Below are 24,101 nucleotides of genomic sequence, written 5' to 3'. Positions count from 1 at the left end.
CCCCACAGTTCGGCGGCCTAAGCTCCGCCTACTCGGGCAGCGTCACGACTTGGCCAGCAAAGGTGAAGCCGCCCCCGAACCCGAAGAGGAAGGCGCGCCCGCCACGCGGGAGCTCGCCCCGATGCCAGGCCTTCGAGAGTCCGAGCGGAACGCTCGCTGCCGAAGTGTTGCCCGATTCCTCGATGTCCCGGATCAAGACCTGCTTGTCCGTGACCCCGAGGGCGCGCGCGAGCGGCTCGATGAGCCGAAGGTTCGCCTGGTGGAACGCGAAGACGTCAATGTCCGCAGGACTGAGCCCGGCTCGCTCGAGGACGCGCTTCGCCTGGTCCGCCGCTTCGGTGAGCACCCACCGCATGACGCTGCGGCCATCCTGCGAGAAGAGCTGAGTCTCCTTGTCGATCACGACGGCCTCGAGCATCCCGGGAACGGACCCCCACACCACGGGAGAGATCGTCGGCTCGGATGAGGGGCCGAGGACGACGGCGCCGGCGCCGTCGGCCGTCAGCACGCACGTTCGTCGATCAGTCCAGTCGGTCACGCTCGAGAGCTTCTCGGCCCCGATCACGAGCGCGTGCTCGGCGGTCCCCATGCTGATGGCCTGATCGGCGAGCGCGAGGGCGTATTCGAATCCGGAGCAGGCCGTGTTGATGTCGAGCACGGCGGGACCGGAGAAGCCGAGCTGAGCGCTGACCCGAGCAGCCGAATTCGGGCTTCGATCCATCAAGGTCGTGCTGGCGACCACGACGAGCGAAACGTCATCGATTCCCGCGTCTGCGAGCGCCATTCGAGCAGCGGCCGACGCCATGTCGACGACGGTCTCGGAATCAGAGGCGATCCGTCGCTCCCGAATACCCGTGCGAGTGCGTATCCACTCGTCGTTCGTTTCGACCCTCCGGGCCAGATCGTCGTTGGTGACAATGTTCTCGGGCTGGTAGTGCCCAAGGCCTTTGAGGGCCGAGCCCCTCAGTGAACGCTGATCCATGTTGACCATCGTATTGACCCTCGCCGTCACAGGCCGACACCGGCGTTTCGGGTACGGCTATTCCCCTCCACCGCCATTTCGGGTACGGCTATTCCCCTCCACCGCCATTTCGGGTACGGCTATTCCCCTCCACCGCCATTTCGGGTAGGGCTAATCCCCTCCACCGCCGTTTCGGGTACGGCTAATCGCTCCGATCGGGCCTTCCGGAAGGCGCACCGAGCGAAAGGGTCGACGACGGCGCGGGGCGGCTTTCGTCGTCGTCCTCCAAGGGACGGGCCGGCATCCAAGGGATGGGGTAGCCCGGCCTACCTCGCTCGCTGACCCCGGCGTACGCTCTGAATATGGATCCCGAGATGACGTGCGTGTGCGGGCGGCCGATGCAGGTCGTGGCGGTGCATCAGTTCGCAGGGCTCAAGGGCCCGATGAAACTGCTCGTGTACTCGTGCGGCCAAAGCCCGGTCGAAGACGGCGGCGACCACCTGCAGCTGCGCGAAGTCCCCGTCTAGTGGAGCGTGCTGCGGCCCACGAGCGCGGGAAGGCGCCGCTGACCGATCTGGCACCGCTGACCCATCCGTCAAAGTGAGCGCCGAGTCATGACGGTGGCCGCGATCATTATTGGGGTTGCCGCAATCGTGGCCTTGGGGGTCGGGTCGTGGCGGCTCCGCAGCTCCCAGCCGCAGGCTGCGCGGGCCCTCGCAACGGGAACCGGAGCTGTGATCTGCGCTGAGGGCATAGCGATGTTCGCCCTTCCTGGGCTCCTCGATCCGTATGGGCCGGATTGGGGCAAGGTGCTTGCGGGAGTGGTGCTCGGCGCTTTTGGATTCTTCCTCGCGCGTTTCATCTGGAGGTCGTACAGCGACGTGGCAGGCTGAGCCTCGTTGACCTCCGGCCCTACTGCGAAACGTCCGGCCTCTATCGCAAAACGTGCCGCTTGCCGATCATGAGCTTGAGGCACCTTGGCTCCTCGTCCTGCCTTACCCGAGATCCGTTGCGCGCCAGGAGGTTCGACCATGAAGGCACTCGTCTATCACGGCCCGGGCCAGAAGGCTTGGGAAGACGTAGCCGATCCAGCAATAGAGGATTCGACGGATGCCATCGTCAAAGTCGAGACCACGACGATCTGCGGCACTGACCTGCACATTCTCAAGGGAGATGTCCCCGCCGTGACCGACGGAAGAACCTTGGCCACGAGGGGGTGGGGGTCGTGACCGAGGTCGGTCCCGAATGCACCCAGATCAAAGTCGGGGACCGGGTCATCATTTCGTGCATCAGCAAATGCATGCAATGCGGCTTCTGCCGTTCGGGCCTCACCTCGCACTGCCAGACCCTCGGTGGCATCGGCTGGATTTTCGGCCATCTCATCAATGGCACGCAAGCAGAATATGTCCGGGTGCCGTTCGCGGATCATGGCCTGATCCCCCTCCCCGCGGGCGTTTCTGCCGAGCAGGGTGTGATGCTGAGCGACATCCTGCCTACGGGCTACGAGATCGGGGTCCTGTACGGCGGTGTCAAGCAGGGCGACGTCGTGGCCGTGATCGGTTCGGGACCGGTGGGCCTCGCAGCGATCATGACAGCCGGGCCGGCAGGTGCGTCTGAAGTCATCGCCGTGGACGGAAACGAGTATCGGCTCGAGGAGGCCAAGAAGTTCGGGGCAACCCAGACAGTGACCGCAGGCGCCGGAGTCGACGTCCCTGTCGAACTCAAGCGGCTCAGCTGGGACGGCCTTGGTGTCGACGTCGCCATTGAGGCGGTCGGCCTCCCGGCTACGTTCGCAACGGCACTCGACTCGATCCGCCCCGGCGGACGCGTCGCGAACGTGGGCGTCCACGGAAAGCCGGTCGAGTTCCCCATTGACCGGGACTGGATCAACAACATCACCATCACGACTGGCTTGGTCAATGCGACCACGGCTCCGGCCCTGCTCGAGAAGATCACACGCGGCGAGATCGATCCCTCCAAATTCGTCACGCACAGATTCACCTTCGACCAAATCACCGAGGCATACGGCACCTTTGCCAACGCCGCTTCCGAGCATGCACTCAAGGTGGTCATCACGGCCTAGCCAGGAGGCAGGGCATCAGGAGTCCGACCAGGCAACGCGACGTCGTGTCGGCGCAGCCCGTACGGGCAGACTGAGGGCGTGAACGATTCCCACGCGGTCAGCACCCATGGCTCGACGGTTGAAGAATGGACGAGGGCATTGGCCCAATCCACTGGCTCGCCCGGCGGCGGCGCGGGCACGGGGCTGATGCTGGCCGTCGCTGCCTCGTTGATGTCCATGGTTGCCGGCTATAGCGAGGCGGACGAACGCGACCCCATGGAAGTCGAGAGGATCCGGATGCGCGCGCAGTCGCTGCGCGAGGCTGCCCTCCGATTGGCGGACGAAGATGCCTCGGCGTCGCGGGCCTTCGGTGCGGCATTCCGTCTGGAACGGGGCCCGGAACGGCAGGAAGCCATACGCGCCGCATCCCTGAACGCGGCCAAGTCGTCCGCGGTGCTCGGCGAGCTGGCCCTTGATGCCCTGGACCCTCTCGCATGGCTCGCGTTGCATGGCAATCCTGCCTTGGTCTCTGATGTCGTCGTCGCGTTCGGCGCCCTTCGGGCTGCGCTTGCGGGCGCTCGCACGAACGTCAGCTTCGACCTCGCTTCGCTCCGTTCGGGGGGTAAAGACCTCGACGAGGTTCGGGAGCAGCACGCAGAGCTGTGGTCGACTGTCAGGCGGTTCGACGATGCGCTTGACCGTATTGACACACTGACCGCCAGCATCGATCACCGTGCCGCCCCCACGGCCGCCGCCGATCAGCGTGATGAGAGGGGAACCGAGTCCAGTCGGTGAAGTTCCTCCGGGGCCAGCTCGAGTTCGGGGGCGGAGGCCGAGTCGCGAATGGACTCTGGGCGCGAGGCGCCCGGTATGGGGATAACGACGTCGGCTTTCGCCAGTTCCCAGGCCAAGGCGACTACTTGCGGTGACACGTCGTGCGTCTGCGCAACAGCGGCGAACTCGTCATGGAGCGAACCCAGATCTGGCGCCGATGATATTCCGCCAAGGGGGCTCCAAGGGAGGAAGGCAATTCCCATCTCGGCACATAGGACGAGCTCGGGTTCGCTCGAACGGAATTTCGGTGAAAATTGATTCTGGACCGAAGCCAGCCGCCCGCTGAGCACCTCATGCGCCTCTTTGATCTGGTCGACATTCGCGTTCGAGATGCCGGCCATACGGATAACGCCTTCGTCGAGAAGTTCGGCAAGTGCTCCGACTGACTCCGCATAGGGAACCTGCGGATCCGGCCGGTGGTACTGATACAAATCGATCGCTTCGACGCCAAGACGCCGAGCGGAGGCCTTGGCCGCTTCCTTGAGATAGGCCGGGTCGCCATTCTGTGCCCAGGGGCCTTCCTGAGGACGGAGGTGACCGCCCTTCGTTGCGATGATCACGCGGGAAGCATCGCCGCCGTAGGAGCGGACCGCCTTGGCGATGAGCTCCTCGTTGTGGCCGACTTCGTTTTGTCCGGGCAGGTGATACGCGTCAGCTGTATCGATCAGGGTCACCCCTGCATCAAGAGCGGCGTGGATTGTCGCAATGGCTTGCTTCTCGTCTGGGCGTCCCTCGATTGACATCGGCATCCCGCCGAGCCCGACGGCGCTGACTGGCACGTTCCCGATGGTGCGCTGCTGCATATCTCCGCTAACCCCTTCACGCTCGGTTGTGGAACAACCCGTCAACCGTATGCCGACTCGAGAAGGCGAGGGAGGTCCTCCAAGTCCCACCCTCGGATCGGACGGGTCCGCGTGTTTCACTTCGTGTCGAAGTAGAGGTGTCTGTGGGCCGCACATCGTTCGTTGAGCGGAACGCCGCAATTCGGGCATGAGGTCGTCGCCAGATAGGCCTGGACGGCCATCTCGCTCTTGCACACGCCGCAGAGCACCGCCAGCTCTGCCCACTGATTTCTGGGCCACGTCTGCGTCTCATGGTCTGCGTCCTCGCCATGGCAGAGATGGCAGGGGTAGTAGCGGAGACAGCATTTGAACTTGATGGCAATGACATCTTTGGCCGTGCGGTAGTGGATACACCGGGTTTCGTCGTCCACGGTGCTGCCGAAGATCCTCGTCGACGCGCTCACCGGAAGAACGCTACGCTGCGCAGTGCGCGGCCGCTTTGTAGCAACCCCACTATGCGCCGGTGTTTAGTGGTCCTTCCCTGCTGGCTTTATAGACCGGACGAACCCGGCGTCCCTGCTGCCCCAGAGGCATGTTTTGGGGGGTCCTCTTCAGTTGGCTTCGTTGGTTATCAAGCAGGTTTGAAGAAGCGCCCCGGGCTGCGTTGGGGCGATGATCGATGCATGGCCCAATCCAAGCAGTCCGCCCCTCAATTCACTCCCGAAGAGCGTGCGGCAATGAAGCAGCGTGCCAAGGAACTCAAGGCGCAGGAAAACGCGGCGGAGGCCCTCAAGTCGGTGCTCGACAAGATCGCCTCGCTCGATGAACCAGACAAGACGAATGCCGAGCGCATCCATGCGATCGTCAGCAAGGCTGCACCATCACTGGTCCCGAAGCTGTTCTACGGCAGCCCCGGCTATGCCGATAAAGATGGCAAAATCATCCTCTTCTACCAGGAGCGGGCGAAGTTCAAAGCACGATACGGCAATCTCGCGTTCTTCGATGCGGCGCGGCTCGACGAGGGAACCATGTGGCCGACCGCCTTTGCGATCACAGAGATCTCGCCGTCTGACGAAGAAGCGATCGAGGCGGTGGTGCGCAAGGCTATCGGCGAATCCGCCCCCTAGTGCCTTGCCTCGCGGTCCCGAAAGGCCTCCAGCCGCGCCTGACCTCCTCGGACAACACAAACCCGCCCGCGCGGCAGGAACGAGGAAGAGGAGCCTACATTGTTGGGCGGATGTGTAAGATTCTGCTGTGCAGAACTTTGAGATTGTGAAGAAGCCTGCGTACGCGATTGAGTCCGTGGACAAGGCGCTGCAGCTCATCCTCCTGCTGCAGGAGCGGGATGAGCTTCGCGTCAACGAGGCCGCCGCACGCCTCCATGTGGCACCTTCGACCGCCCACAGGCTTCTCGCAACCCTCATGTACCGCGGCTTCGCGCTCCAGAACGAATCACGCCTCTATACCGCAGGCCCGGCCCTGCACGGCATCCCACGTTCAGGCCGTCTGCAGGAAATCGCCTCTGCCGCACATCCGTACCTGGAAGAACTCCGAGCCGCCGTCGGGGAGACAGCGAACCTCATGGCGCGGTTTGGGAGCAGCGTACGTTTTCTTACGAGCGTGGAGTCTGCGCATCTGCTGCGCGTGGGCGACCGGACGGGAACAGTCCTTCCCGCCCGGCTCTCCTCGGGCGGCAAGGCCATCCTTGCGACCCTCGACGACGAGGCCCTGCGGCGGCTCTATTCCGGACAGGCAGCTCAGACCGAGGGCGACCGTCTCGCCACCCACGAGATGGCGGCGCTCCAAGAGGAGCTTGTGAACGTCCGTTCGCAAGGTTATGCCCTCAACGTCGGCAAGACCGAACCCGACATCGCCGCGATCGGCATGGCAATCCGCGGCTCCGCAGAACCAGCCTGGCTCGCAATCTCCCTCAGCGCCCCGCTCTCCCGCGCGGAGTCCCTGAATACGCCGCAAACGCACTCCGCCCTCCGCGAATGCTCCACGAGGATCGCAGCGGCGCTGGAAGTTGAACAGCTCTCGGGCGCCCGTTAGAAGACCGTCGTATAAATTCTTCTGTACAGAATGCGCTGGCTCCACTTCGCCACCGACCCCTACCGTGATGCGAGTGGCCAGTGTCGGCCGATGAGCGGCTTAGGAGCATTCGTGCAGTTCTACCTTGACGGCTACCGTCCCGGCGACCCCGAGATCCGCCCCGCGGCCCCCTCGGCCCGACCTCCCGCGGGCAGCGGGGAGCTGCCGGAGGAGGTGGACGTGCTGGTGGTCGGGACCGGCCCCGCGGGCCTGGTGCTCGCAGCGCAGCTGGCCCAGTTCCCCGGGATCACGACGAGGGTGGTCGAGCGCCGGACGAGCCCTCTCGAGCTCGGGCAGGCGGACGGGGTGGCGTGCCGGACGGTGGAGATGTTCAACGCGTTCGGCCTGGCCGAGAAGCTCGTGCGCGAGGGCTACTGGGTCAACGAGACCACGTTCTGGAGCCCCGCCCCCGAGGGGGGCCTGATGCGCACGGGCCGCGTGCAGGATGTCGCCGACGGCCTGTCCGAGTACCCCCACGTGATCGTCAACCAGGCCCGGATGCAGGACTACCTCCTCGAGCACATGCGCAAGAGCCCCTCCCGGCTCGAGCCGGACTACGGCATGGAGGCCACCGCCATCGAGGTCCTCCCCGCCGGCGACCACCCCGTCAAGGCCACCCTCCGGCGGACCGGCGGCGCGGCCGACGACGGCGAGGCGAGGGACGTCGTCGTGCGGGCGAAGTATGTGGTGGGCTGCGACGGCGCACGCTCCGCCGTGCGGAGGTCTCTCGGCATCGGGCTGCGGGGGGACGCCCGAAACCACGCATGGGGGGTCATGGACCTCCTCGCCGTCACCGACTTCCCCGACATCCGCCTCAAGTCCGTCATCCAGTCCGCCCACGGCGGCAGCATCCTGCTCATCCCCCGTGAGGGCGGCTATCTCGTCCGCCTCTATGTGGACCTGGGCGACCACGACCCCGGCGACCGCGACGCCCGCGCCCGGTTCACCCCCGAATCCCTCATCGGCGCCGCCCAGCGGATCCTTCACCCCTACACGCTCGAGGTGAAGGACATCGCCTGGTGGTCGGTGTACGAGGTGGGCCAGCGCATCGCGGACAGGTTCGACGACGTGCCCGAATCCGAGCGCGGCAGCCGCAGCCCACGGGTATTCATCGCCGGGGACGCGTGCCACACCCACTCGGCCAAGGCCGGCCAGGGCATGAACGTCTCCATGCAGGACGGATTCAACCTCGGCTGGAAGCTCGCCGCGGTCCTCGAGGGACGCAGCCCGGAATCGCTGCTGCACACCTACGCCCAGGAACGCCGCGCAGTCGCCCAGGAGCTGATCGACTTCGACCTGCGCTGGTCCACCGCGATGGCCGCCAAGCCCAAAGACCCCGACTCCCCGGGCGCTGGCGGCATCGACGCACAGGAGCGCCAACGCCTGTTCACCGAAGGAGGCCGATTCACCGCCGGATTCGCCACCGAGTACGCCCCCGGCCCGCTCACCGGCTCCGGCGAGCACCAGTCGCTGGCCACCGGGTTCCCCGTGGGCCAGCGCTTCCACTCCGCCCCCGTCATCCGGCTGGCCGACGCGAAGCCCCTCGGATTGGGCCACGTGGCCGAGGCCGACGGACGATGGCGGATCTACGCCTTCGCCGACGCCGACGACCCGCAGTCCCCCGAATCCGGCTTCGCCCGGCTGTGCGCCTTCCTCGCCGAGTCCGAACACTCCCCGGTCCGGCTCTTCACCCCGGAGGGCGCGGACTCCGATGCCGTGTTCGATGTTCGGGCCGTCTTCCAGCAGGACCACCACACCCTCGAGATTGGGACGATGCCGCAGTTCCTCACGCCCCGCAAGGGCCCCTTCAGGCTCGTCGACTACGAGAAGATGTTCACCCCCGACCCCACCCCCGGGCAGGACATCTTCGACGCCCGAGGCATCGACCGCGCCCGCGGCGCAGTCGTCGTCGTACGCCCCGACCAGTACGTCGCAGCCGTCCTGCCCCTGGATGCCCACCAGGAACTCGGGAACTTCTTCGCCCAGACGATGCTGGTTCAGCGGCGATTGCCCGACAGCTCTGATTTGTGTAGACGGGGCGATCGGGCGCCTCTGTGCAGCGTCGTCACGACTCCCGCCAGAAGCAGCGCGCCGCCGCCCACCTCAAGCGGCTGGGGCAGCTCACCGAAAGCGAGCCACGCGGCGGCCATCCCCACCGGCGGCACGAGCAGCGTGTAGGGCACGACGGCGGCCGCTGGGTACCGCCCGAGCAGCGAGTTCCAGGCGGAGTAGCCGACGAGGGACGAGAGGCCGACGGTGAAGAGCGTGCTGAGCCACGCTTCCGGCGTCAGGTGCGCGAAGGAGCCGACGACGGCGGGCGGCCCGTCGACGATTGCGGCGAGCGCGAGCAGCGGCGCAGGGACGACGAGAGCGGACCACACCACCAGGCCCAGCCCAGAGGCGCCCTTGGCGGATCTCGCGATCGTGTTGCCGACGCCCCACGAAAGGCCCGCGAGCACGACGAGCAGGAGCGGCCCGAGAGGCGCGATGGCGCCCCTCCCCCACGCTACGAGCACGAGGCCGACTGCCCCGGCACCGACTCCGCGGAGCTGCGCCGTCGTCGGCCGCTCTTTGAGCACCGCGGCGGCGAGGAGGATGGTGAAGAACATCTGGCTCTGCAGCACAAGCGGGGCCAGGCCTGCAGGCATCCCCAGATGCATCGCGAGGTAGACGAGGCCGAACTGGCCCGCGCTCATGAACAGGCCCACCCCGGCAAGCACGCGCCACGAGACCGCGGGCTTCGGGACGAAGAACACGGCCGGAACGGCTACGAGCGCGAACCGCAGCGCGACGAAGACGAGCGGCGGGACGTCTCGAAGCCCAACCTCGATCGCGACGAAGTTCACTCCCCAGATGACGGCGACGAGGACAGCGAGGGCGGCATGCTGGGGTTTCACCGGTCCATTCTTTCGTTTGAGCATCTCAGGGCAATCGGCGGTGGTGCCGAGAGGCAAAAGAATCGCGCCACGGAAGGAAGGCACTCCTGGATGGCACCATGGACTACATGCACAAGGAATCCGCCGCCCATCGGGTGGGCGTCGTGATCATGCCCGACGCCCCGCTGTTCGAGGTCGCCGTCCCCTGCGAGATCTTCGGTGCGAGACGCCCGGACTTGATCTCGCCTGCCTACGAAGTCCTCCTGTGCGCAACCGTCCCCGACGCCTCGGTTGCCTCCGGCTTCCTCGCACCGCAGGCAGGGTCGCTGGCGGACTTGGCCACGGCGGACACGGTCATCGTCCCGGCCTTCGCGGACGTCGACGAGCCACCGTCTCCGGACCTCGTGGACGCGCTCCGCGCCGCCGACGAACGGGGTGCCCGCGTCGTCGGACTCTGTTCGGGAGCGTTCGCCCTGGCCGAGGCCGGATTGCTCGACAGACGCCGCGCAACGACCCACTGGATGTACGCGGACAGGCTCAAGCGGCGCTATCCGCTCGTCGACGTCGACCCTGCCGTTCTGTACACGGCCGAAGGCAACATCTTCACGTCGGCGGGCACCGCGGCCGCGATCGACCTCTGCCTCGAACTCGTGCGCCGTGACCATGGTGCCGCCGTGGTGAACGAGCTCGCACGAAGGCTTGTCGTGCCCCCACACCGGGCAGCCGATCAGGCCCAATTCGTCCCTGTGCCGGTCCCCGACCCGAACGGTTCGAGGCTGGGCCCGACGCTCGAGTGGGCACGCGGCAACCTGCAGGAGCGCATCACCTTGGCTGATCTCGCCAGACAGGCCCGGGTAAGCCGCCGCACGCTCATCCGGCGCTTCCAGAGCGAACACGGACTCACCCCGAGCCGGTGGCTGATCGCCGAGCGCGTGAGGAGGGCACAGCAGCTCCTCGAGAGCACGGAGCTCTCCATCGAACAGGTGGCCTCCCGGAGTGGATTCGGCACCGCCACGAGCATGCGCCAGGCCTTCGCCCAACACCTCCACACCTCGCCCGGCGCGTATCGCGAAACGTTCCGGCATGCGGGCACCACGGCCAGCTGAACGAAGAGAGTTCCACGAGCGCTGACTCCAGTTCGTGGCGCAGATCTTTCGGATGTCGGCATCTATGCCGCTTGTCGCGGCCTACGGATCCGGCTGCACTGGTATTGACCCATGCGGCCCCGGCGATCGTCTCATACCGGCTCATCGCCGAGACGCTGCTCCGTTCTGCACCACCATCCCGAAGGGAACTCTCACCATCGCATCGACCACGACTGCTGCCCGCGGTCTGGGGACGGCCGCCGGCGTCGCGCTCTACGTCAGCGCGGTCATCGGGCCGGGCATCCTGACCCTCCCCGCCACGGCGGCGCGGATCGCCGGCCCGCTGTCGCTGGTGGCCATCGCCATCCTCCTTGCCGTCTCCGTGCCCGCCGCATTCGCGTTCGTCTTCATCCACAGGGCGGCTAGCGGCAACGGCGGCGATTCCGCCGGGAGCATCCAGAGTTATGTCTCCGCAGCGTTCGGGCCACTCGCCGGCCGATTGGTCTCGGCGTGGTTCTTCCTCGGCGTCCCTCTCGGTGTGCCGGCGCTGGCACTGATCGGCGGCTCCTACGTGAGCGCGGCCATCGGTGGTGGGCGCACGACGACCCTCGCGGCAGCCTGGCTGATCGCCACGGTCGCCGTCGCGACATCGATAGCCGGGGGTCGCTCGAGCGCCACGCTGTCGTTGGTGCTGACGGGATCGCTCATGCTGCTGATCGTCGGGGCCGCGGCGGCCTCCGCGCCGCAGTGGCGCCCGGCGGGGATCGGGGAGCTGGCGCCGAACGGGGCAGGCTCGATCCTGCCCGCTCTGCTCGTCCTCATGTGGGTGCTCACTGGCTGGGAAGCGTCGACGAATTTCGCATCGATGCTCAGGCCGCCCTCTGCTCGGCTGTCCAGGGTCATTGCGCTCACCCTGATCATCGTGGTCGTGCTCTACGCGTGCGTAGCGATGCCGGAGATCCTGGTGCTCGGCCCCTACGCCGGCAGCACCGAGGCGCCCGTCGCCGAAGTATTGCGCGCAGCAGTCGGTCCCGCTGCGTCGGCCGTCGCCGCCGTCCTGGCGGCCCTGCTCTCCCTGGCAAACGCCTCCGCCTATCTCATCAGCCTTCGGCGCCTCGGCCGGCACTTCCTCGCCGATGTGGCCCCGCAGCCGCCCACACGCGACCATCGGCTCGCCGTCGGGATACCTGCGTTCCTCACCGCTGTGGGGCTCACCCTCGCGACGGTTGAGCCAATCGACACGGGCTGGTTTGTTGCCGTATGCGCCGGATCGCAGGTTCCTGTCTATCTCGTGGCCCTCTCCTCCGGTCTGCGTCTCCTGCCGCGCCGCTCCGGCGGCTGGTGGCTTTCGTTCGTCGCCACCGTCGCCGTCGCGCTGCTCCTGATCCCCACTGGCCCCTTCCTGCTCGCGCCTCTTGCCATCTCCGCAGGATTCCTGCTCGTCGGTGCCCTCAACCGCCGTCGCCAAGCGCGCGAAACGCTGACATAGCGGTGTTGGGGACTTGCCTTCCTTTCGAAGGCCTTCCCCCCATCCTTGGCAAATCCTTGCATTTCCCGCGCCATGTCGGAGCGTGCCGTCGTCTAGGATCGCCCGTACCGGCGAGCGCAACGGCTCGCAACTCACTCGGAATCTGGGGGGACATTAGTGGAATCAAGCAGTGGGTGGCCGCCCGAGGGTACAAGGGTGACCGGTTCGTCATCGCTCCCTCCCGGCTGGTACCCCGCACCGGAGCTTCGGGGGCAGCTGCGATGGTGGGACGGGAATTCGTGGGGAGACTTCCGCCAGCCTCAGACATCCCCACGAGGTGCCAGAGGAAGGCCATCGCTGCGCCCTGGGGCAGCCGTGTACAACTGGGCGATCTGGCTCGTAGCCCTCATGCCGCTCGCGAACGTCTTTCTCGAACTCGTCTGGAAGCCGACGCTCAGCTACCGGACTCTCGTGAGCGGCAGTCAGCAGATCCGCATGCTCGAGCTGAATTCGGTCTTCACGCCCGTGTACTTCCTGATGCTCGTCATGGGTTTGCTCTCGTATGTGCTCTGCCTCGGGTTCGCGTACGTCGACTGGAAGAAACTGGGGTCCGAAGGGGTCGTGCGGCCCTTCAACTGGGCGTGGGCCTTCCTCGCGCCAGCGGTCTATGTGATCGGCCGGTCCGTGGTCGTGCGCAAGGTCGCTCGGCCCCGCGGCCTCGCGCCCGTCTGGGCAGTCATCGCAACCGCAGCCATCGCCGTCGTCGTGGTTGGAATCAAGATGGCCGAGATGCTCCCTTCAGGCTCCAATCCGATTTCGACCTGACGTGAAGACGTCCGCGGCCGGCTCAGGTGAAGTCGAGCTCGGCGGTCGGCACGACGGCGGCCGTGCGCCCGGGAGCCGTCTGGAAGCTCCAGTAGAGATTGGTGTGGGAGATGACGAGGTCGGGGGCTGGGGCGCCCCAGGGCGTCAGGTCTTCCGTGGTGCGTGCGTCGCGGACCAGGGTGACGTCGTAGCCTCGGGTAACGCCCCGTGGGCGGTCGAGCGGATACAGGCATCCGTCTGCGCGCCGACGAGGACAAGGTGCCCGATGCTCTGGCGCGCGAGCACGTCCTCCAGGTCAGTGGCCTCGAAGGCGTCGCCGAAGCGCTTGCGCACCTGCGCCTCGCCCTCGGCGGTCTGGAGCTGGGGTAGGCGTCACTCATGACGCCGTTCTGCACATCGACAACGAGCAACGCGGTGTTCGGCCGCTCCTGCAAAGTGGTCATGCGGCGCCGTCCGTCAGGAAGTCCAGGTGCGTGAAGGAGCAGCTGGGCTCTCAGGGCCCGTCGGGGCTTCTCAGAGTCGACTCCGACTCTGAGCTGCGCGGGCTCTTACGAAGGAGCGACTCGAGCTCGTCCGCCCCGGCTCCGGCCCCGCCCGCGGCGCGGTAGCCCGCCGCGACGCGCCGGGCGCCGTCGGCCATCATTGCCGCCCTGCCGACCGCATCGCGCAACCCGTGCGGAGTGAGCCTGCCCTTGGCGAGCCGCACACCCGCGCGCGCATGCCGGACTCGCGCCGCCACCTCCAGCTGATCCCGTCCGAACGGCACGACGACGCACGGGACACCGGCGCTGAGTGCCTTCTGGGTCGCACCCATCCCGCCGTGGGTCACGGCAACCGCGGAGCGTGCGAGGACGGGCCCGTGCGGGACGAACCGCTCCAGCCGCACATTGGCGGGCAGCGCCCCGAGGTCCGCCACCCCAGCCGGCATCGTCACGACGACGCGGTACGGCTCGCCCGCGAGGCCCTCGACCGCGGCCCGGGCCAGCGCCTCATCGGCCTGGTACTCGGAGGAGGTCGTGACGAGCACGAACGGCTCGCCGGGATCGCTGACCCAGTCCGGCGCCGCGACGGGCGGCTCCCAGGGCAGTGCCCCGATGAGCCGCACATTGTCTTCCCAGTCGGTGCGCGGGTACTCGAACGGTTCCGAGGTCATGACCAAGAGCAGGGACGTGCGGCGGAAGAATTCGTCCGTGTCCAGCACGGGGCCCAGGCCCTGCCGGGCTCGTAGCTGTGTGAGGCGAGGCATGAAAGCCTTCTCGACCGCGCCGATGGTGAGCCGACGGACGACGGCGTCGCGCACCGTGCCGAGCGGTCCCGGCATGGGTGGGAGGCCGGGGCCGAAGGGCGGAACCGAGCGCGAGCGGAGTGAGGGCGTGTAGGGGCTGAACGTTGCCCAAGCTCCGCCCCGGGCCTCCGCGGCGCACAGCGCGCCCCAAGCGTTGATGTCGACGATCACCGCGTCTGGACCGACCGTATCGGCAGCCGCAAGGAGATCGGGGGCGTCGAATGCTCCTCTCGTGGAGACCGCCTGGGCGAACGCGGAGAGCGCCTGCACGGGCCCCTTCGCGGCGTAGTCCTCGATGCGGACCGCTTCGATGCGCGGGTCGATCGGCTCGGCCTCCAGACCCTGGGCCCGCACCATCCCGACTTGGGAGGCGAGGGTCTTCACGTGAACGCGGTGGCCGCGGGCGTGCAGTTCGAGCAGGAGGGGCATGAGCGGGAAGAGGTGGCCCATGGCGGGCGAGGTATAGGCGAGTATGCGTGACATCATGGCCTCCGGATCAGGGGCTCGAGGAGTTCGAGGAGCGCCTCGCGATACGCATGGGGGCTCAGCCCGGCGTCCAGCCGGAGGAGCTTCCACACGTAGACGTCGCACACGGCGACGATCTGGGCCAGACGGCGCCGGCGGTCGGCACCCTCCAGCCCGTCGAGAGAGGGCGCGAACACGCGTTCGCACCAGGACCGGTGGTAGGCCCTGCCAGCGCCCGTGACCGCCGCCATGAAGGGCGACGACGCCTCCTCTGCGAGCAGCCGCAGGGCCAGACGTCCGTCTCTTTCGTAGTGCTCGGCGAGGTTTTCGATGGCGCCTTCGAGGTCCCCCGGCACGGCCGGGTCCCGCTCCGAGGCCACTCTGGTCGCCTGCCGCTCGGCGGCTGCGGCGAAGAGCCCGTCCTTGTCGCCGAAACGGCGTAGAACGGTCTGGACGCTCACCCCGGCGCGGTTGGCTACGGCGTCGAGCGTGATGCTCGCAACGGGGGCGCCGTCCGCGAACTCGCCTGCCGCGGCGTCCAGGATCCGCTCAGCAGTGGCGGCGGCGGACTCGGCCCGCTTCGTCATCACGTAGCTCCGGGACGAAGGCGGAGATTTCATGTCAGTAAGACTAACTCCAATTGACCTGAACCACCAGACCCTGGGTTCGCCATTCCACGTCTTGACGCCATCCTCGGGGGCTCAGGCCGCGCCAGAGTTCCGGGGCTCGATGAAATCCCAGGCCCCGCGGCTTTCGCCCTCAGTATGGTGAACCCATGGTGCCCAACGTGCTTCGAACCGTGCGGCTGGACCTGTCCGCCCCCGAGGAGGGGGACGAACAGGCGATCTTTGAAGCCTGTCAGGATCCAGAGATTGCGCGGTTCATCCCCCTCCCGCATCCGTACGAACGGAAGCACGCGGTTCGCTTCATTGAATACGCCGCCGCGGCGTGGGAAGCCGGGAACGAGCTGACCTGGGCAATCCGGTCTGGGGGCGTATTGACCGGGATGACGAGCCTGCGAGTGAATGAGGATGAAGCCGAGATCGGCTATTGGCTCGCTGCACACGCCCGGCACAGGGGCTATGCCGCGGAAGCAGTAAGGGCGGTGGTGGACTTCGGCTTCGCCGCTGAAGGGCTAGACCTCGCTCGCATCGCATGGCGCGCTGCCGTTGGGAACCTCGCCTCGGCACGCGTGGCGGAGGGCCTCGGATTCAGATTAGAAGGCATCCTCCGGCAAGGGATCCGGCTTGGCTCTGGACGACAGGACTGCTGGATTGCTGCCCTTCTCGCCCGCGACGAACGTGGCCCCGCCGAGTGGCCGATCCGCGACTAGGAGCAGTGCGGCATCCCCTCCCGGGGCGAAGACGCCGAGAGTCGGCCGATCGTCGCGGCGGCGACGACGCCATCTGCATCGGCGGCGCGCGCACTCGATTCGGGGTTTGCGCCGACCGGGGTGCTGGTGGAAGCTGGGGCATGCCCGATTCCTTCAAGCTCGAGGAGGCAGAGCATGAGCGACAAGGTGCCCGAAGCCGACGCCCAGGAGCAGCGCACTCCGGCCTGGCCGGCCCAGACGGGCCCCGCCGGTCCGCGTCCCCCAGAAGCCCCCGAGTCGGACTATCTCGAGCAGCAGATGCCCCTGCAGGGTGGTGAGGGCACTTCCCCCTCCATCGCGGACGTCGAAGGTCCCGAGGCGGACCTGCTCGAGCAGGCCACCGCGCTGCCCGAGGACGAGGACGAGGAATACCCTCCCTTGCCCGGCCGCGAGGCCGAGGAGTAGCCCGCGCACGCATTCCGTCGACCGCAGCCTTCGGCCCGGGTCGAAGCCCTAGGTCCGCCGTTGCAGCGACGGTGCCGAGCAGCCCCGCGGCTCCGACGCCCCTCCTGTGATCGAGAGCAGGGCCCCGCAGGCGGTCGCGAACTCGTCCACGACCGGGTCGATTGCGGCTTCCTTACGGTGCAGGAGCTCCTCGGGGTCCCCGTCCATGGTGTGGATGGACACGAAGGCCATTGGCCTTTCCTTCGTTCGCGGTCCGGAAGGGCCTAGATTCGCGCACGCCGTCGGCCCGTCGGCGTCGGTGCCCGTGCCCGGTCACGCCCCCCAATCCTCCGCTTGCATACCGCCGGTGGCCGCCGGCCCCAGGGCCGGGGCCCGTGCTCATTGGATGGTCAGGGCTGCGTGCATCCCGGGGTGGTACTCGCAGTGGTAGGGGTAGGTGCCGGGCATGGTGGGGGCGGTGAAGGCCACGGACTCGCCGGGGGCGGCGACGGCGTGGAAGGAGCCGTCGTCTGCGGTGACAGTGTGCGTCTGGGAGTCCATGTTCATCACGGTCACCGTGGCGCCGGGGGCGACGGGGCCCGGGTCGGAGTAGGCAGAGCCACGAATGTGGATCGTCACGGCGGCCGCGGGCATGCCGTTCCCGGTCGGCGTCCCCATGGCCATCCCGGGGTCCATTGTGGGATGGCCATGGGCCGGGGAGGCCTGGGCGGTGGAGGGTCCGCCCTCCCCGGGGGCGGAGCAGCCCGCGGCGCCCAGGGCGGCGACGCCGGTCAGGAAAGCCACGGCGGCCAAGCGGCGGCCGCGGGCTCGGATGAGGCTCATGGTGTCCCTTCCAGGATGGGGGCTGGCCGGCCGTGCCCTGGCCGGCGGGGTTCAGGCGGGGTGGCTGGAGGTGAGGTGGGCGTAAACGACGGTGTTGTCCAGGTACTCCCCGGAGGCGGGGTCGTACCCGCCGCAGGTGATCAGGCGCAGCTCGGGCCGGTCGGCGTTGCGGTAGACCTCCACGGTGGGGAAGGCGGCCTTGTGGTAGGTGTCCACCCTGTCCACGGTGAACACCGCCGCGGTGCGGTCTGCCCGGATCACGGTGACCTGGTCGCCGGAAGCAAGCACATGGAGGCGGTAGAAGACCCCCACTGGGGTGCCAATCGCGTTCACGTGCCCGAGGATGATCGCCGAGCCGGTGACCCCTGGGGCGACGGAACCGGTATACCAGCCAGCCGGGGAACCCGGCGCGCCCGGGGGGACGGCGACTTCCCCGTCGGGCTGGCGGCCGAGTGCGATCAGGGGCGTATCGACCCCGATCGAGGGCGCCTGGAGCCGTACCGGCGCCGACGCCGGCAGCACCGGACCCGACTGGGAAGGGGCCGAGGGAGCCGGGGCCGAGGGTGCCGGGTCGGAGGGGGCCGGGGACGACGCCGGAGCAGACGACGGCGGGCCCTGCTTTCCACCTGCCGGGCCTGCTGCCGGGGGTACGGCAGAGGGTACGGCTGCGGCGGTGGGGGGTGCGGGGGCCTGGCCCGCGGCGGGGACGCCGTGGGCCAGGCCGAGACCGGTCACTCCCAGCCCCAAGGCCAGCAGCAGCGCGGCCAAGGCCGACAGGAGGGGAGCGCGCCGATTCCGCGCGGGGTCGGGTGCTCTCATCGGTTGCGGCCTCCTCCTGCGGTCGTGGTCATGTCTGGGCCTTACTCCGCCTGCTGCGGGACGGTCCTCAGCCCTTCGCCGTCGCGCGGCGCCGGAGAGCATAGACTCCACCGGCCGCGGCCAGGAGCCCTGCTCCGGCTGCGATCAGGCCGGCATCGGGGCCCTGCTGGTGGGCCGGGGTGGCGATCCCGGTGCCGGGAGCTCCCGCGGGCATCGCAGCCAGGGTCCCGCACAGGGCCGGGGAAGTCGCGGCCAGGGGCAGGGACGGGACGAGGTCGCTGGGCTCCTTCTGCGCCGCCGCCGGCAGGGTCGCCGGATCCAGGCCGTGCACGACCACGACCGCGGTGCCCGACTGCAGCGATGCCAGGGTCTTCGCGTCCAGGGTGATGGTGCGCTGGTAGGTGAAGTCCGATCCCATCCCGGCCACGGCTAGGTCGGTCCCGGCGGCGGGGCTGGTGTCCCCGCTGGTGGAGAGCGTCGCCCCGATCGCGCCGTAGAACGGGGCGCCCTCGGTGGTGCTGATCACCCCGTCGCCGCTGGTGTCGGCGGACGGGCCGGGGCACTGGCCCTTGGCGCCGATGTGGATGTGCTGCACGTGCGGGTACGGCTTGCCGCCGAACGTCGCGGCCAGCCCGGAGACCTTTTCGGTCACCGTGGCCTGGTTCCCGTTCAGGGAGACCATGACCGTCCCCGAGGCGTTCGAGCCGTTGATCGAGGCCAGGTTGGCCTGGTACATGGCGCTGTCGGCGGCCATGGCGGGGTTCGTTGACAGGGCCAGGGCCCCGAACGCGAGGGCCGGGGCGATCAGCAGAGCAGACTTCTTCATGACGGTGTTCTCCTTCGAATCGTGCTCTCGTTCTCGCGCTGCCCGCTCGGGCGGCGCCGGTCGCCGGGCCCAGGAGCTGTCCGGCACGGGGTATTCGGTGCAGTCCGGATCACGGATTGGTTTCCGGCCGGGAAAAGTTCTGGGCCCCTTTCCGCGGGCCCCGGCACGGTGCTCCAGCACCCCCTGCCCAGCAGGCAATGGGGTTCCGGGTGCGGGCGCTCATCCGCTCCAGCAGGCCAGCACGTCGGTGGCGATCTGGTAAGCGAAGGAGCTACGGGAGATCCCCTGGGGCCCGACAGTCCCGCCCAGGCCCGTGGCGTCCACGGTGAGGGTGAAGCTGTCCTTGGCGAACACCACAGCCCCGGCCGGGCTCCCGTAGGCGGGAAGCCCCAGAGCGGCCAGCCCCTCGATCGGGACCGCCCCGGGCAGGCGCCCCTCTGCGGCAGTGGCGTAGGCGCGGGCCGCGGCCGGATCCTCGGATTCCTTCACGGAAAGCACCAGGAGCCCTCCCGGAAGGCGGTAGGAGCACGTGTAGAGGCCCCCGGCCCACGAGGACGAGGGAGCCGGGACGGAGGGCAAGGCCAGGATCTGGGCGATCCGTCCCCTGATCTCCTCCCCGCACACCATCGTCGCCTCCGACGGCGGCGTCGCGGCCCCCGGCTCAGAGGCCCCGGCAGGCGCCGGCACGGTGAGCGCCTCGGACGACGGGGCTGCGGAAGGCGGGGTGGGCCCGGAGGCCTCCCCGGCGGCGCAGCCGCTCGCCATCAGCACCACGCCTGCCAGCGCCAGGAACCCGCGGGCCAGCCTCCCAGTCCGAACCCTGCCCATCCTCAGCCGCCTCTCCCCAGTCCTGCCTGCACGTGCAGCAAGGACGCCTTTCGCTGCCCGCGCGACCTCCGGCTCGCGGGTGGCTCGGGCCCTGCTGCACATGGTTCGGAGCCGCGCCCGCGGCGGATTGGAGCAGCCCCCGGTTCGGCGCAGCATCCACGGAGTACGAGCAGACCGTCGCTGGACCCGGCGGTCGCAGCGTATCCGCGGACGTACGCGTCACCGCGTTCGAGCCCGGGAAGCGCGTGGCGTTCGAGGCGACATTCGGGCCAGTCAGACCCAAAGGGAGAGTACCGTCGTCCGCGAACCAGGCGAACCGCGCGCGTCAGGCGAGCAGCGTTTTCCTCCGGGAGGTTCCGGGGTGCTGGAGCCATTCGTCCCTGAGCTCGATGCCGTGACCGGGTGCCCCGGTGAGGGACAGGCGACCGTGATCGAGGTCCGGCAGCCCGAGGGCGATCTGGGGGTACCAGCCGTGGTAGAAAGCCCTGGCGACCTCCTGGACCTGGATGTTCGGGGCGGTGGTGGCCAGGTGGGCGGCGACCGCGAGCGAGACAGGTCCGGTGCAGTCGTGCAGGGCGACCGTGAGCCCGTGGCAGTCGGCCAAGGCGGTGATGGCGGTGCCTGCCGTGATGCCCCCGCACCAGCCCAGATCCAGGATGGCGACGTCGAAGGCCTTCTGCTCGAACAGCGACCTGTATCCGAGCTGGCCCGTGCCGACGCTCTCCCCGCCGGCGATCGGGATCGGGGTCTGTTCCCTGAGAGCCGCGAGGGCCTCGGGCGGTCTGAGCGGACGGGGTCCTCCGCCCACTCGATGTCGAAGGGCTCGACTGCCCGGAGGAGGCGCTCGGCTCCGGCCGTGGTCCACTGAGAGTGCAGTTCGAGGTAGACCTTGATGCCGGTGCCGACCTCGTCCCGGATCTGCTCTAGCACCTGCAGCCCGTCGCTGAGGTCGGCGGTCCGGCTTCCGCCGCTGTCCTCGGCGGCCCGCGTCACCATCCTCACCGAACCCTCCGCCGTCGTCTCCCTCGCCCCGAAAGCGCAGGAGGCCGCCGCCCTCATCGAGAAGCTCCTCTGAACCCAACCGGCCACGGCCAGACGGTCCATCAGGACTCCCCTTGAAGAGGGCCTCCATTGACCATCAGGGCAAGGACTCCCCCTTCCCCCGCGCGACGGCGTGGCGCGACGGCGGGGACGGAACAGCGTCTGAGGGTCAGGGCCGTGTGGCGCGGGCGAGGAGTTCGAGGATGTGGCGGTACGGCCGCCCGGTGGCTCGGGTGAGTCCGATCTCGCAGGTGCGGTTGGAGGATGCGTAGGCGGAGAAGAGGGCTCCCCGCTGCCGCTCCGCGGCGTCGATCGCGGTGGCTTCGGGCTTGGTGGCGCTCTCGGTGAGTTCGGGGTGCAAGAGGCCTCGGTCCCCCGCGAAGGCGCAGCAGCCGGCTTCGACCGGTGTGTAGACCTCGTCCGCGATGTGTTCGGCGATCAGGGCCAGCGAGGGGGCGGTTCCGGCGATGGTGCTCGAGCATGTGGGGTGGAGGGCCACCGAGGGGATGGGCGAGTGCACCTCGAGGCGGGGCAGGAGGCCGGCGGCGAACTCGATGGCGTCCACGATCCTCAGCCCGGGGGTCTGGTCGGCCGCGGTCTGGAGCAGGGTCGCCAGGCCCTCGGCGCAGGAGGAGGCATCGACGACGATCGGGATCCGGCCGCCGTCGCTCGCTTCGATAAGGGCAGGTGCGACCAGGTCCCGCATGTGTTCCCAGCCGGATCGCATGCCCTTGGACTTCCAGGGCGTGCCGCAGCACATGGAGTCCAGCCCCTCGGGAGTTCGCAACCGGACGCCAGCGCGGTCGCAGACCTCGAGGAAGGCGCCCGAGGCTCCCCCTGGGTGGCCTCCTTCTTCTGGACCGAACATGGTGCCGATGCAGGCGGCGAACAGCACTGCCTCGGCGTCTGGATCGCGCCGCTGCGGGCGTCTGGCGCCTCCGCCGGGCAGGCCGCCGTCGTACTGCGGGAGCTCCTCCCCGAAGATCTTCCGCCCTGCGCGGGTTGCTGCCTCGATCGGGCCGCTCGGGAGCGCCTTGGCCGTGCTCAGTGCCACCCCTCCGAGGCGGGAGGCAGGGCCCCAGACGCGCGCGGCACCCGCCCAGGCTGCGGACTCGATCGGCCCGGCGGCCTCGGCGCGGAGGCGGCGCACGAGGTCTCCGGTGTTGATGCCGACGGGGCAGGCGGTCCCGCACATGCCGTCGACGGCGCAGGTGGAGGTTCCCTCGTAGTCGTAGCCGTCTAGGATCCGCTCCGCGAGGGCGGAGTTGCCCTGTGCACGGGCGTGTGCGGCGTCCCTGCGCAGGACGATGCGCTGGCGTGGGGTGAGGGTGAGCGAGCGCGAGGGGCACACAGGCTCGCAGTACCCGCATTCGACGCAGCGGTCGACTTCCTCCTCCACGGTCGGCGTGACCTTGAGGTGCTCGAGGTAGGAGCGGGGTTCGTCAGAGAGGACCGCGCCCGGGTTGAGGATCCCGAGGGGATCGACGAGCTGCTTGAGCTCGCGCATGATCGCGTAGAGCTCGTCGCCGTACTGGCGCCGCACGTAGGGGGCCATGATGCGGCCCGTGCCGTGCTCGGCCTTGAGCGTCCCGCCTGCGCCGAGGACGAGGTCCACGAGGTCCTCGGTGAAGGCCTCGTACCGGCTGGTCTTGCTTCCGTCGCCGAAGTCCTCGTTGAGCATGAAGTGGAGGTTGCCGTCCTTGGCGTGGCCGAAGATCACCGGGTCCCGGTACCGGTGGCGGGCGAGGAGCCCGGCCAGGTCGTGGCAGGTCTGCGCCAGGGCCGGTACCGGCACGGCGATGTCCTCCAGGAGCTGACTCGTACCCGAGGGACGGGCACTCGCCACCGTCGAGTACAGGCCCTTGCGGACCTTCCACAGCGCTGCCCGCTCACCCGCATCGCGGGTCATCGCCATGGGGCGCGCGAGGCCGAGCCCCGCGAAGATGGCCTCGGCTGCATGGGACCGTTCCGCAAGCTCCTCGGCGTCGGCCGCGGCGAACTCGACCAGGAGCGCCGCGGGGTCGGGCAGATCCAAGGTCCGGATCTGCTCCGGGCAGCCCGGCAAGTGCGAGGAGACGCGCAGCGACATCGAGTCCATGAGCTCCGCTGTCTCGGCGCCTGCCGCGATCAGCTCCGGGACGGCCCTGGCCGCAGCGTGGACGCCAGGGAAGACCAGGAGCCCGGCAGCGATGTGGGGTTTGACCTCGACCGTTTCGAACACGGCCTCGGCCACGAACGCAAGGGTGCCCTCGGAGCCGACAACGAGGTGGACGAAGATGTCCAGCGGGTCCTCGTAGTCGAGGAAGGCGTTGAGGCCATAGCCCATCGTGTTCTTCATCGAGAACTGGTGCCTGATCCTCGCCACCGCATCGGACGAATCAAGGATGCTGCGCCGCAGCCGCAGCAGTCCCTCGTGCAGCTGCGGCTCTCGGGCGGCGAACTCCCTGGACGCGTCCGGGGCAGCCGAGTCGACGATGGTCCCCGAGGGCAGGACGAAGCGCATCGACTTCAGGGTCCTGTAGGTGTTGGCTTCGGTCCCGCAGTGCATGCCCGAGGAATTGTTCGCCACGACGCCGCCTATCGTGCAGGCGATCTCGCTGGCCGGATCGGGGCCAAGAGCGCGACGGTGGCGGGCAAGTCGGGCGTTGACGGCCCGTACCGTGGCTCCGGGCTGGACCCGGACGGCCCCGCCGTCATCGAGCACCTCAATGGAGCCGAAGTTCCGGCGCGTGTCGGCCAGGACGCCTGCCGTCACCGCCTGCCCTGACAGGCTCGTCCCGCCTGAGCGGAACGTCAGGGGCACCCGGTGGCGTGAGCAGGCTCCCAGCACCGCTGCCACGTCCTCGGCGGACCGAGGCGCAGCGACCAGGCTCGGGACGAGGAGGTAGTGGGATGCATCGTGCGCTCTGGCATGCAGGTCGAGCGGCCTTGCCGACACCGCCGAGGCGCCGAGCACGGCGGCGAGCTCATCGGCGAGCTCGGCCACGCTGCCGTCGCTCCCCTGCGGATTCCCCGTCGGACCCGGGCCCGCGCCCGTCCTCGTGCGCAGCATCATGGGGAAGTCCTTCCTTCGGGAGGGGGAAACAGCGGGCCGGCCAAGTGCAGGCCGGCAGCACGACGGCGCCCCTCGGGCTCGTCACATCCGGCCAAGTCGGCTGTGGGTGACGTCACAGCGAAGCCGGAAACGTGTGGTAGCTTACATGGTCGTACCACAATGGTCCAACCACACCCCGCTGGCGAGGATGCCGCGGTTC

At 68.6% G+C, this 24,101-nt stretch carries 25 protein-coding genes and 3 pseudogenes; 13 read left to right on the top strand and 15 right to left on the bottom strand.

The features are described from left to right. Positions 1–28 precede the first annotated feature (28 nt). The gene (locus L0M17_RS09165) at positions 29–982 is read right to left on the bottom strand and encodes a beta-ketoacyl-ACP synthase 3 (protein ID WP_241053660.1); all 954 of its coding nucleotides are present in this window, start codon (positions 980–982) and stop codon (positions 29–31) included. Positions 983–1,323: 341 nt separating this feature from the next. On the opposite strand from L0M17_RS09165, the gene L0M17_RS09160 reads away from it, so the two are divergent. The 4 genes and pseudogenes from L0M17_RS09160 (at position 1,324) to L0M17_RS09145 (ending at position 3,818) form a co-directional block, all read left to right on the top strand. Further along, the gene (locus L0M17_RS09160) at positions 1,324–1,488 is read left to right on the top strand and encodes a hypothetical protein (protein WP_241053659.1); all 165 of its coding nucleotides are present in this window, start codon (positions 1,324–1,326) and stop codon (positions 1,486–1,488) included. 93 nt (positions 1,489–1,581) lie between these two features. Further along, positions 1,582–1,854, top strand: coding sequence for a hypothetical protein (locus tag L0M17_RS09155; RefSeq protein ID WP_241053658.1), 273 nt, complete (start codon positions 1,582–1,584; stop codon positions 1,852–1,854). Between the two features lie 138 nt (positions 1,855–1,992). Then, positions 1,993–3,044 (top strand): annotated as a pseudogene (locus tag L0M17_RS09150) (zinc-binding dehydrogenase). A 78-nt stretch (positions 3,045–3,122) separates the two neighbouring features. Continuing rightward, positions 3,123–3,818, top strand: coding sequence for a cyclodeaminase/cyclohydrolase family protein (locus tag L0M17_RS09145; protein WP_241053657.1), 696 nt, complete (start codon positions 3,123–3,125; stop codon positions 3,816–3,818). Here the strand turns inward: L0M17_RS09145 and L0M17_RS09140 are convergent. Then, positions 3,782–4,660, bottom strand: a complete 879-nt coding sequence (locus L0M17_RS09140; protein ID WP_241053656.1) for an aldo/keto reductase — start codon at positions 4,658–4,660, stop codon at positions 3,782–3,784. The genes L0M17_RS09145 and L0M17_RS09140 overlap by 37 nt on opposite strands. A 116-nt stretch (positions 4,661–4,776) precedes the next feature. Further along, positions 4,777–5,103, bottom strand: coding sequence for a CHY zinc finger protein (locus L0M17_RS09135; RefSeq protein WP_241053655.1), 327 nt, complete (start codon positions 5,101–5,103; stop codon positions 4,777–4,779). A 219-nt stretch (positions 5,104–5,322) separates the two neighbouring features. Here L0M17_RS09135 and L0M17_RS09130 point away from each other — a divergent pair, with 219 nt between their 5' ends. The 3 genes from L0M17_RS09130 (at position 5,323) to L0M17_RS09120 (ending at position 8,908) form a co-directional block, all read left to right on the top strand. Beyond that, positions 5,323–5,766 carry a DUF1801 domain-containing protein gene (locus L0M17_RS09130; protein WP_241053654.1) on the top strand — a complete coding sequence of 148 codons (444 nt, stop codon included), beginning with the start codon at positions 5,323–5,325 and terminating at the stop codon, positions 5,764–5,766. Positions 5,767–5,893: 127 nt separating this feature from the next. After that, positions 5,894–6,691 carry an IclR family transcriptional regulator gene (locus tag L0M17_RS22695; protein ID WP_241053653.1) on the top strand — a complete coding sequence of 266 codons (798 nt, stop codon included), beginning with the start codon at positions 5,894–5,896 and terminating at the stop codon, positions 6,689–6,691. A 111-nt stretch (positions 6,692–6,802) separates the two neighbouring features. Further along, complete coding sequence (locus L0M17_RS09120) at positions 6,803–8,908, top strand: FAD-binding monooxygenase (RefSeq protein WP_372498059.1); 2,106 nt, start codon at positions 6,803–6,805, stop codon at positions 8,906–8,908. Here the strand turns inward: L0M17_RS09120 and L0M17_RS09115 are convergent. Further along, a pseudogene (locus L0M17_RS09115) lies at positions 8,854–9,651 on the bottom strand (EamA family transporter); the annotation flags it as partial. The gene L0M17_RS09120 and the pseudogene L0M17_RS09115 sit on opposite strands and share 55 nt — an antisense overlap. An 83-nt stretch (positions 9,652–9,734) precedes the next feature. Here L0M17_RS09115 and L0M17_RS09110 point away from each other — a divergent pair. The 3 genes from L0M17_RS09110 (at position 9,735) to L0M17_RS09100 (ending at position 12,984) form a co-directional block, all read left to right on the top strand. Beyond that, a complete protein-coding gene (locus tag L0M17_RS09110) occupies positions 9,735–10,712 on the top strand; it encodes a GlxA family transcriptional regulator (RefSeq protein WP_241053651.1) in 978 nt (325 codons plus the stop codon). Between the two features lie 34 nt (positions 10,713–10,746). After that, a complete protein-coding gene (locus L0M17_RS09105) occupies positions 10,747–12,180 on the top strand; it encodes an APC family permease (RefSeq protein WP_241053650.1) in 1,434 nt (477 codons plus the stop codon). Positions 12,181–12,375: 195 nt separating this feature from the next. Beyond that, entirely contained in the window at positions 12,376–12,984 is a 609-nt protein-coding gene (locus L0M17_RS09100; protein ID WP_241053649.1) for a DUF2510 domain-containing protein, read from the top strand. A gap of 144 nt (positions 12,985–13,128) precedes the next feature. Here the strand turns inward: L0M17_RS09100 and L0M17_RS22690 are convergent, their stop codons facing one another. The 3 genes from L0M17_RS22690 to L0M17_RS09085 form a co-directional block, all read right to left on the bottom strand. Next, positions 13,129–13,317: a cysteine hydrolase family protein gene (locus L0M17_RS22690; protein WP_308196846.1), complete on the bottom strand. Its 189-nt coding sequence runs from the start codon at positions 13,315–13,317 to the stop codon at positions 13,129–13,131. A 160-nt stretch (positions 13,318–13,477) separates the two neighbouring features. After that, positions 13,478–14,755, bottom strand: a complete 1,278-nt coding sequence (locus tag L0M17_RS09090; RefSeq protein WP_241053648.1) for a glycosyltransferase — start codon at positions 14,753–14,755, stop codon at positions 13,478–13,480. Beyond that, positions 14,752–15,354, bottom strand: coding sequence for a TetR/AcrR family transcriptional regulator (locus L0M17_RS09085; RefSeq protein WP_241053647.1), 603 nt, complete (start codon positions 15,352–15,354; stop codon positions 14,752–14,754). Before L0M17_RS09085 ends, L0M17_RS09090 begins: the two co-directional genes overlap by 4 nt. A gap of 155 nt (positions 15,355–15,509) precedes the next feature. Between L0M17_RS09085 and L0M17_RS09080 the strand changes: the two genes are divergently transcribed. Continuing rightward, complete coding sequence (locus L0M17_RS09080; RefSeq protein WP_241053645.1) at positions 15,510–16,067, top strand: GNAT family N-acetyltransferase; 558 nt, start codon at positions 15,510–15,512, stop codon at positions 16,065–16,067. Between the two features lie 174 nt (positions 16,068–16,241). Continuing rightward, positions 16,242–16,511 (top strand): Rv3202a family protein, encoded by a 270-nt coding sequence (locus L0M17_RS09075; RefSeq protein WP_241053644.1) that lies wholly within the window; start codon positions 16,242–16,244, stop codon positions 16,509–16,511. Between the two features lie 48 nt (positions 16,512–16,559). Here L0M17_RS09075 and L0M17_RS09070 read toward each other — a convergent pair whose 3' ends face one another. From L0M17_RS09070 to L0M17_RS22905, 7 genes and pseudogenes are all read right to left on the bottom strand, one after another. Beyond that, positions 16,560–16,742, bottom strand: a complete 183-nt coding sequence (locus L0M17_RS09070) for a hypothetical protein (RefSeq protein ID WP_241053643.1) — start codon at positions 16,740–16,742, stop codon at positions 16,560–16,562. Between the two features lie 147 nt (positions 16,743–16,889). Beyond that, positions 16,890–17,333 carry a cupredoxin domain-containing protein gene (locus L0M17_RS09065; protein ID WP_241053642.1) on the bottom strand — a complete coding sequence of 148 codons (444 nt, stop codon included), beginning with the start codon at positions 17,331–17,333 and terminating at the stop codon, positions 16,890–16,892. A 51-nt stretch (positions 17,334–17,384) separates the two neighbouring features. Beyond that, positions 17,385–18,152 carry a class F sortase gene (locus L0M17_RS09060; RefSeq protein ID WP_241053641.1) on the bottom strand — a complete coding sequence of 256 codons (768 nt, stop codon included), beginning with the start codon at positions 18,150–18,152 and terminating at the stop codon, positions 17,385–17,387. A 67-nt stretch (positions 18,153–18,219) separates the two neighbouring features. Further along, positions 18,220–18,978, bottom strand: coding sequence for a hypothetical protein (locus tag L0M17_RS09055; RefSeq protein WP_241053640.1), 759 nt, complete (start codon positions 18,976–18,978; stop codon positions 18,220–18,222). Positions 18,979–19,197: 219 nt separating this feature from the next. Continuing rightward, entirely contained in the window at positions 19,198–19,806 is a 609-nt protein-coding gene (locus tag L0M17_RS09050) for a hypothetical protein (RefSeq protein WP_241053639.1), read from the bottom strand. A 325-nt stretch (positions 19,807–20,131) separates the two neighbouring features. Further along, positions 20,132–20,614: an enolase C-terminal domain-like protein gene (locus L0M17_RS09045; RefSeq protein ID WP_241053637.1), complete on the bottom strand. Its 483-nt coding sequence runs from the start codon at positions 20,612–20,614 to the stop codon at positions 20,132–20,134. A 47-nt stretch (positions 20,615–20,661) separates the two neighbouring features. Next, positions 20,662–20,724: pseudogene (locus tag L0M17_RS22905) on the bottom strand (hypothetical protein); the annotation flags it as partial. On the opposite strand from L0M17_RS22905, the gene L0M17_RS09040 reads away from it, so the two are divergent. Continuing rightward, positions 20,699–20,881 (top strand): hypothetical protein, encoded by a 183-nt coding sequence (locus L0M17_RS09040; protein ID WP_241053636.1) that lies wholly within the window; start codon positions 20,699–20,701, stop codon positions 20,879–20,881. The pseudogene L0M17_RS22905 and the gene L0M17_RS09040 sit on opposite strands and share 26 nt — an antisense overlap. Positions 20,882–21,016: 135 nt before the next feature. On the opposite strand, the gene L0M17_RS09035 is transcribed toward L0M17_RS09040, so the two are convergent. After that, positions 21,017–23,902 (bottom strand): FAD-binding and (Fe-S)-binding domain-containing protein, encoded by a 2,886-nt coding sequence (locus tag L0M17_RS09035; RefSeq protein WP_241053635.1) that lies wholly within the window; start codon positions 23,900–23,902, stop codon positions 21,017–21,019. Positions 23,903–24,101 lie beyond the last annotated feature (199 nt).

This window comes from Sinomonas terrae, from assembly GCF_022539255.1.
Classification (GTDB): Bacteria; Actinomycetota; Actinomycetes; order Actinomycetales; family Micrococcaceae; genus Sinomonas; species Sinomonas terrae.
This window is presented reverse-complemented; position numbering and strand designations above follow the sequence as displayed.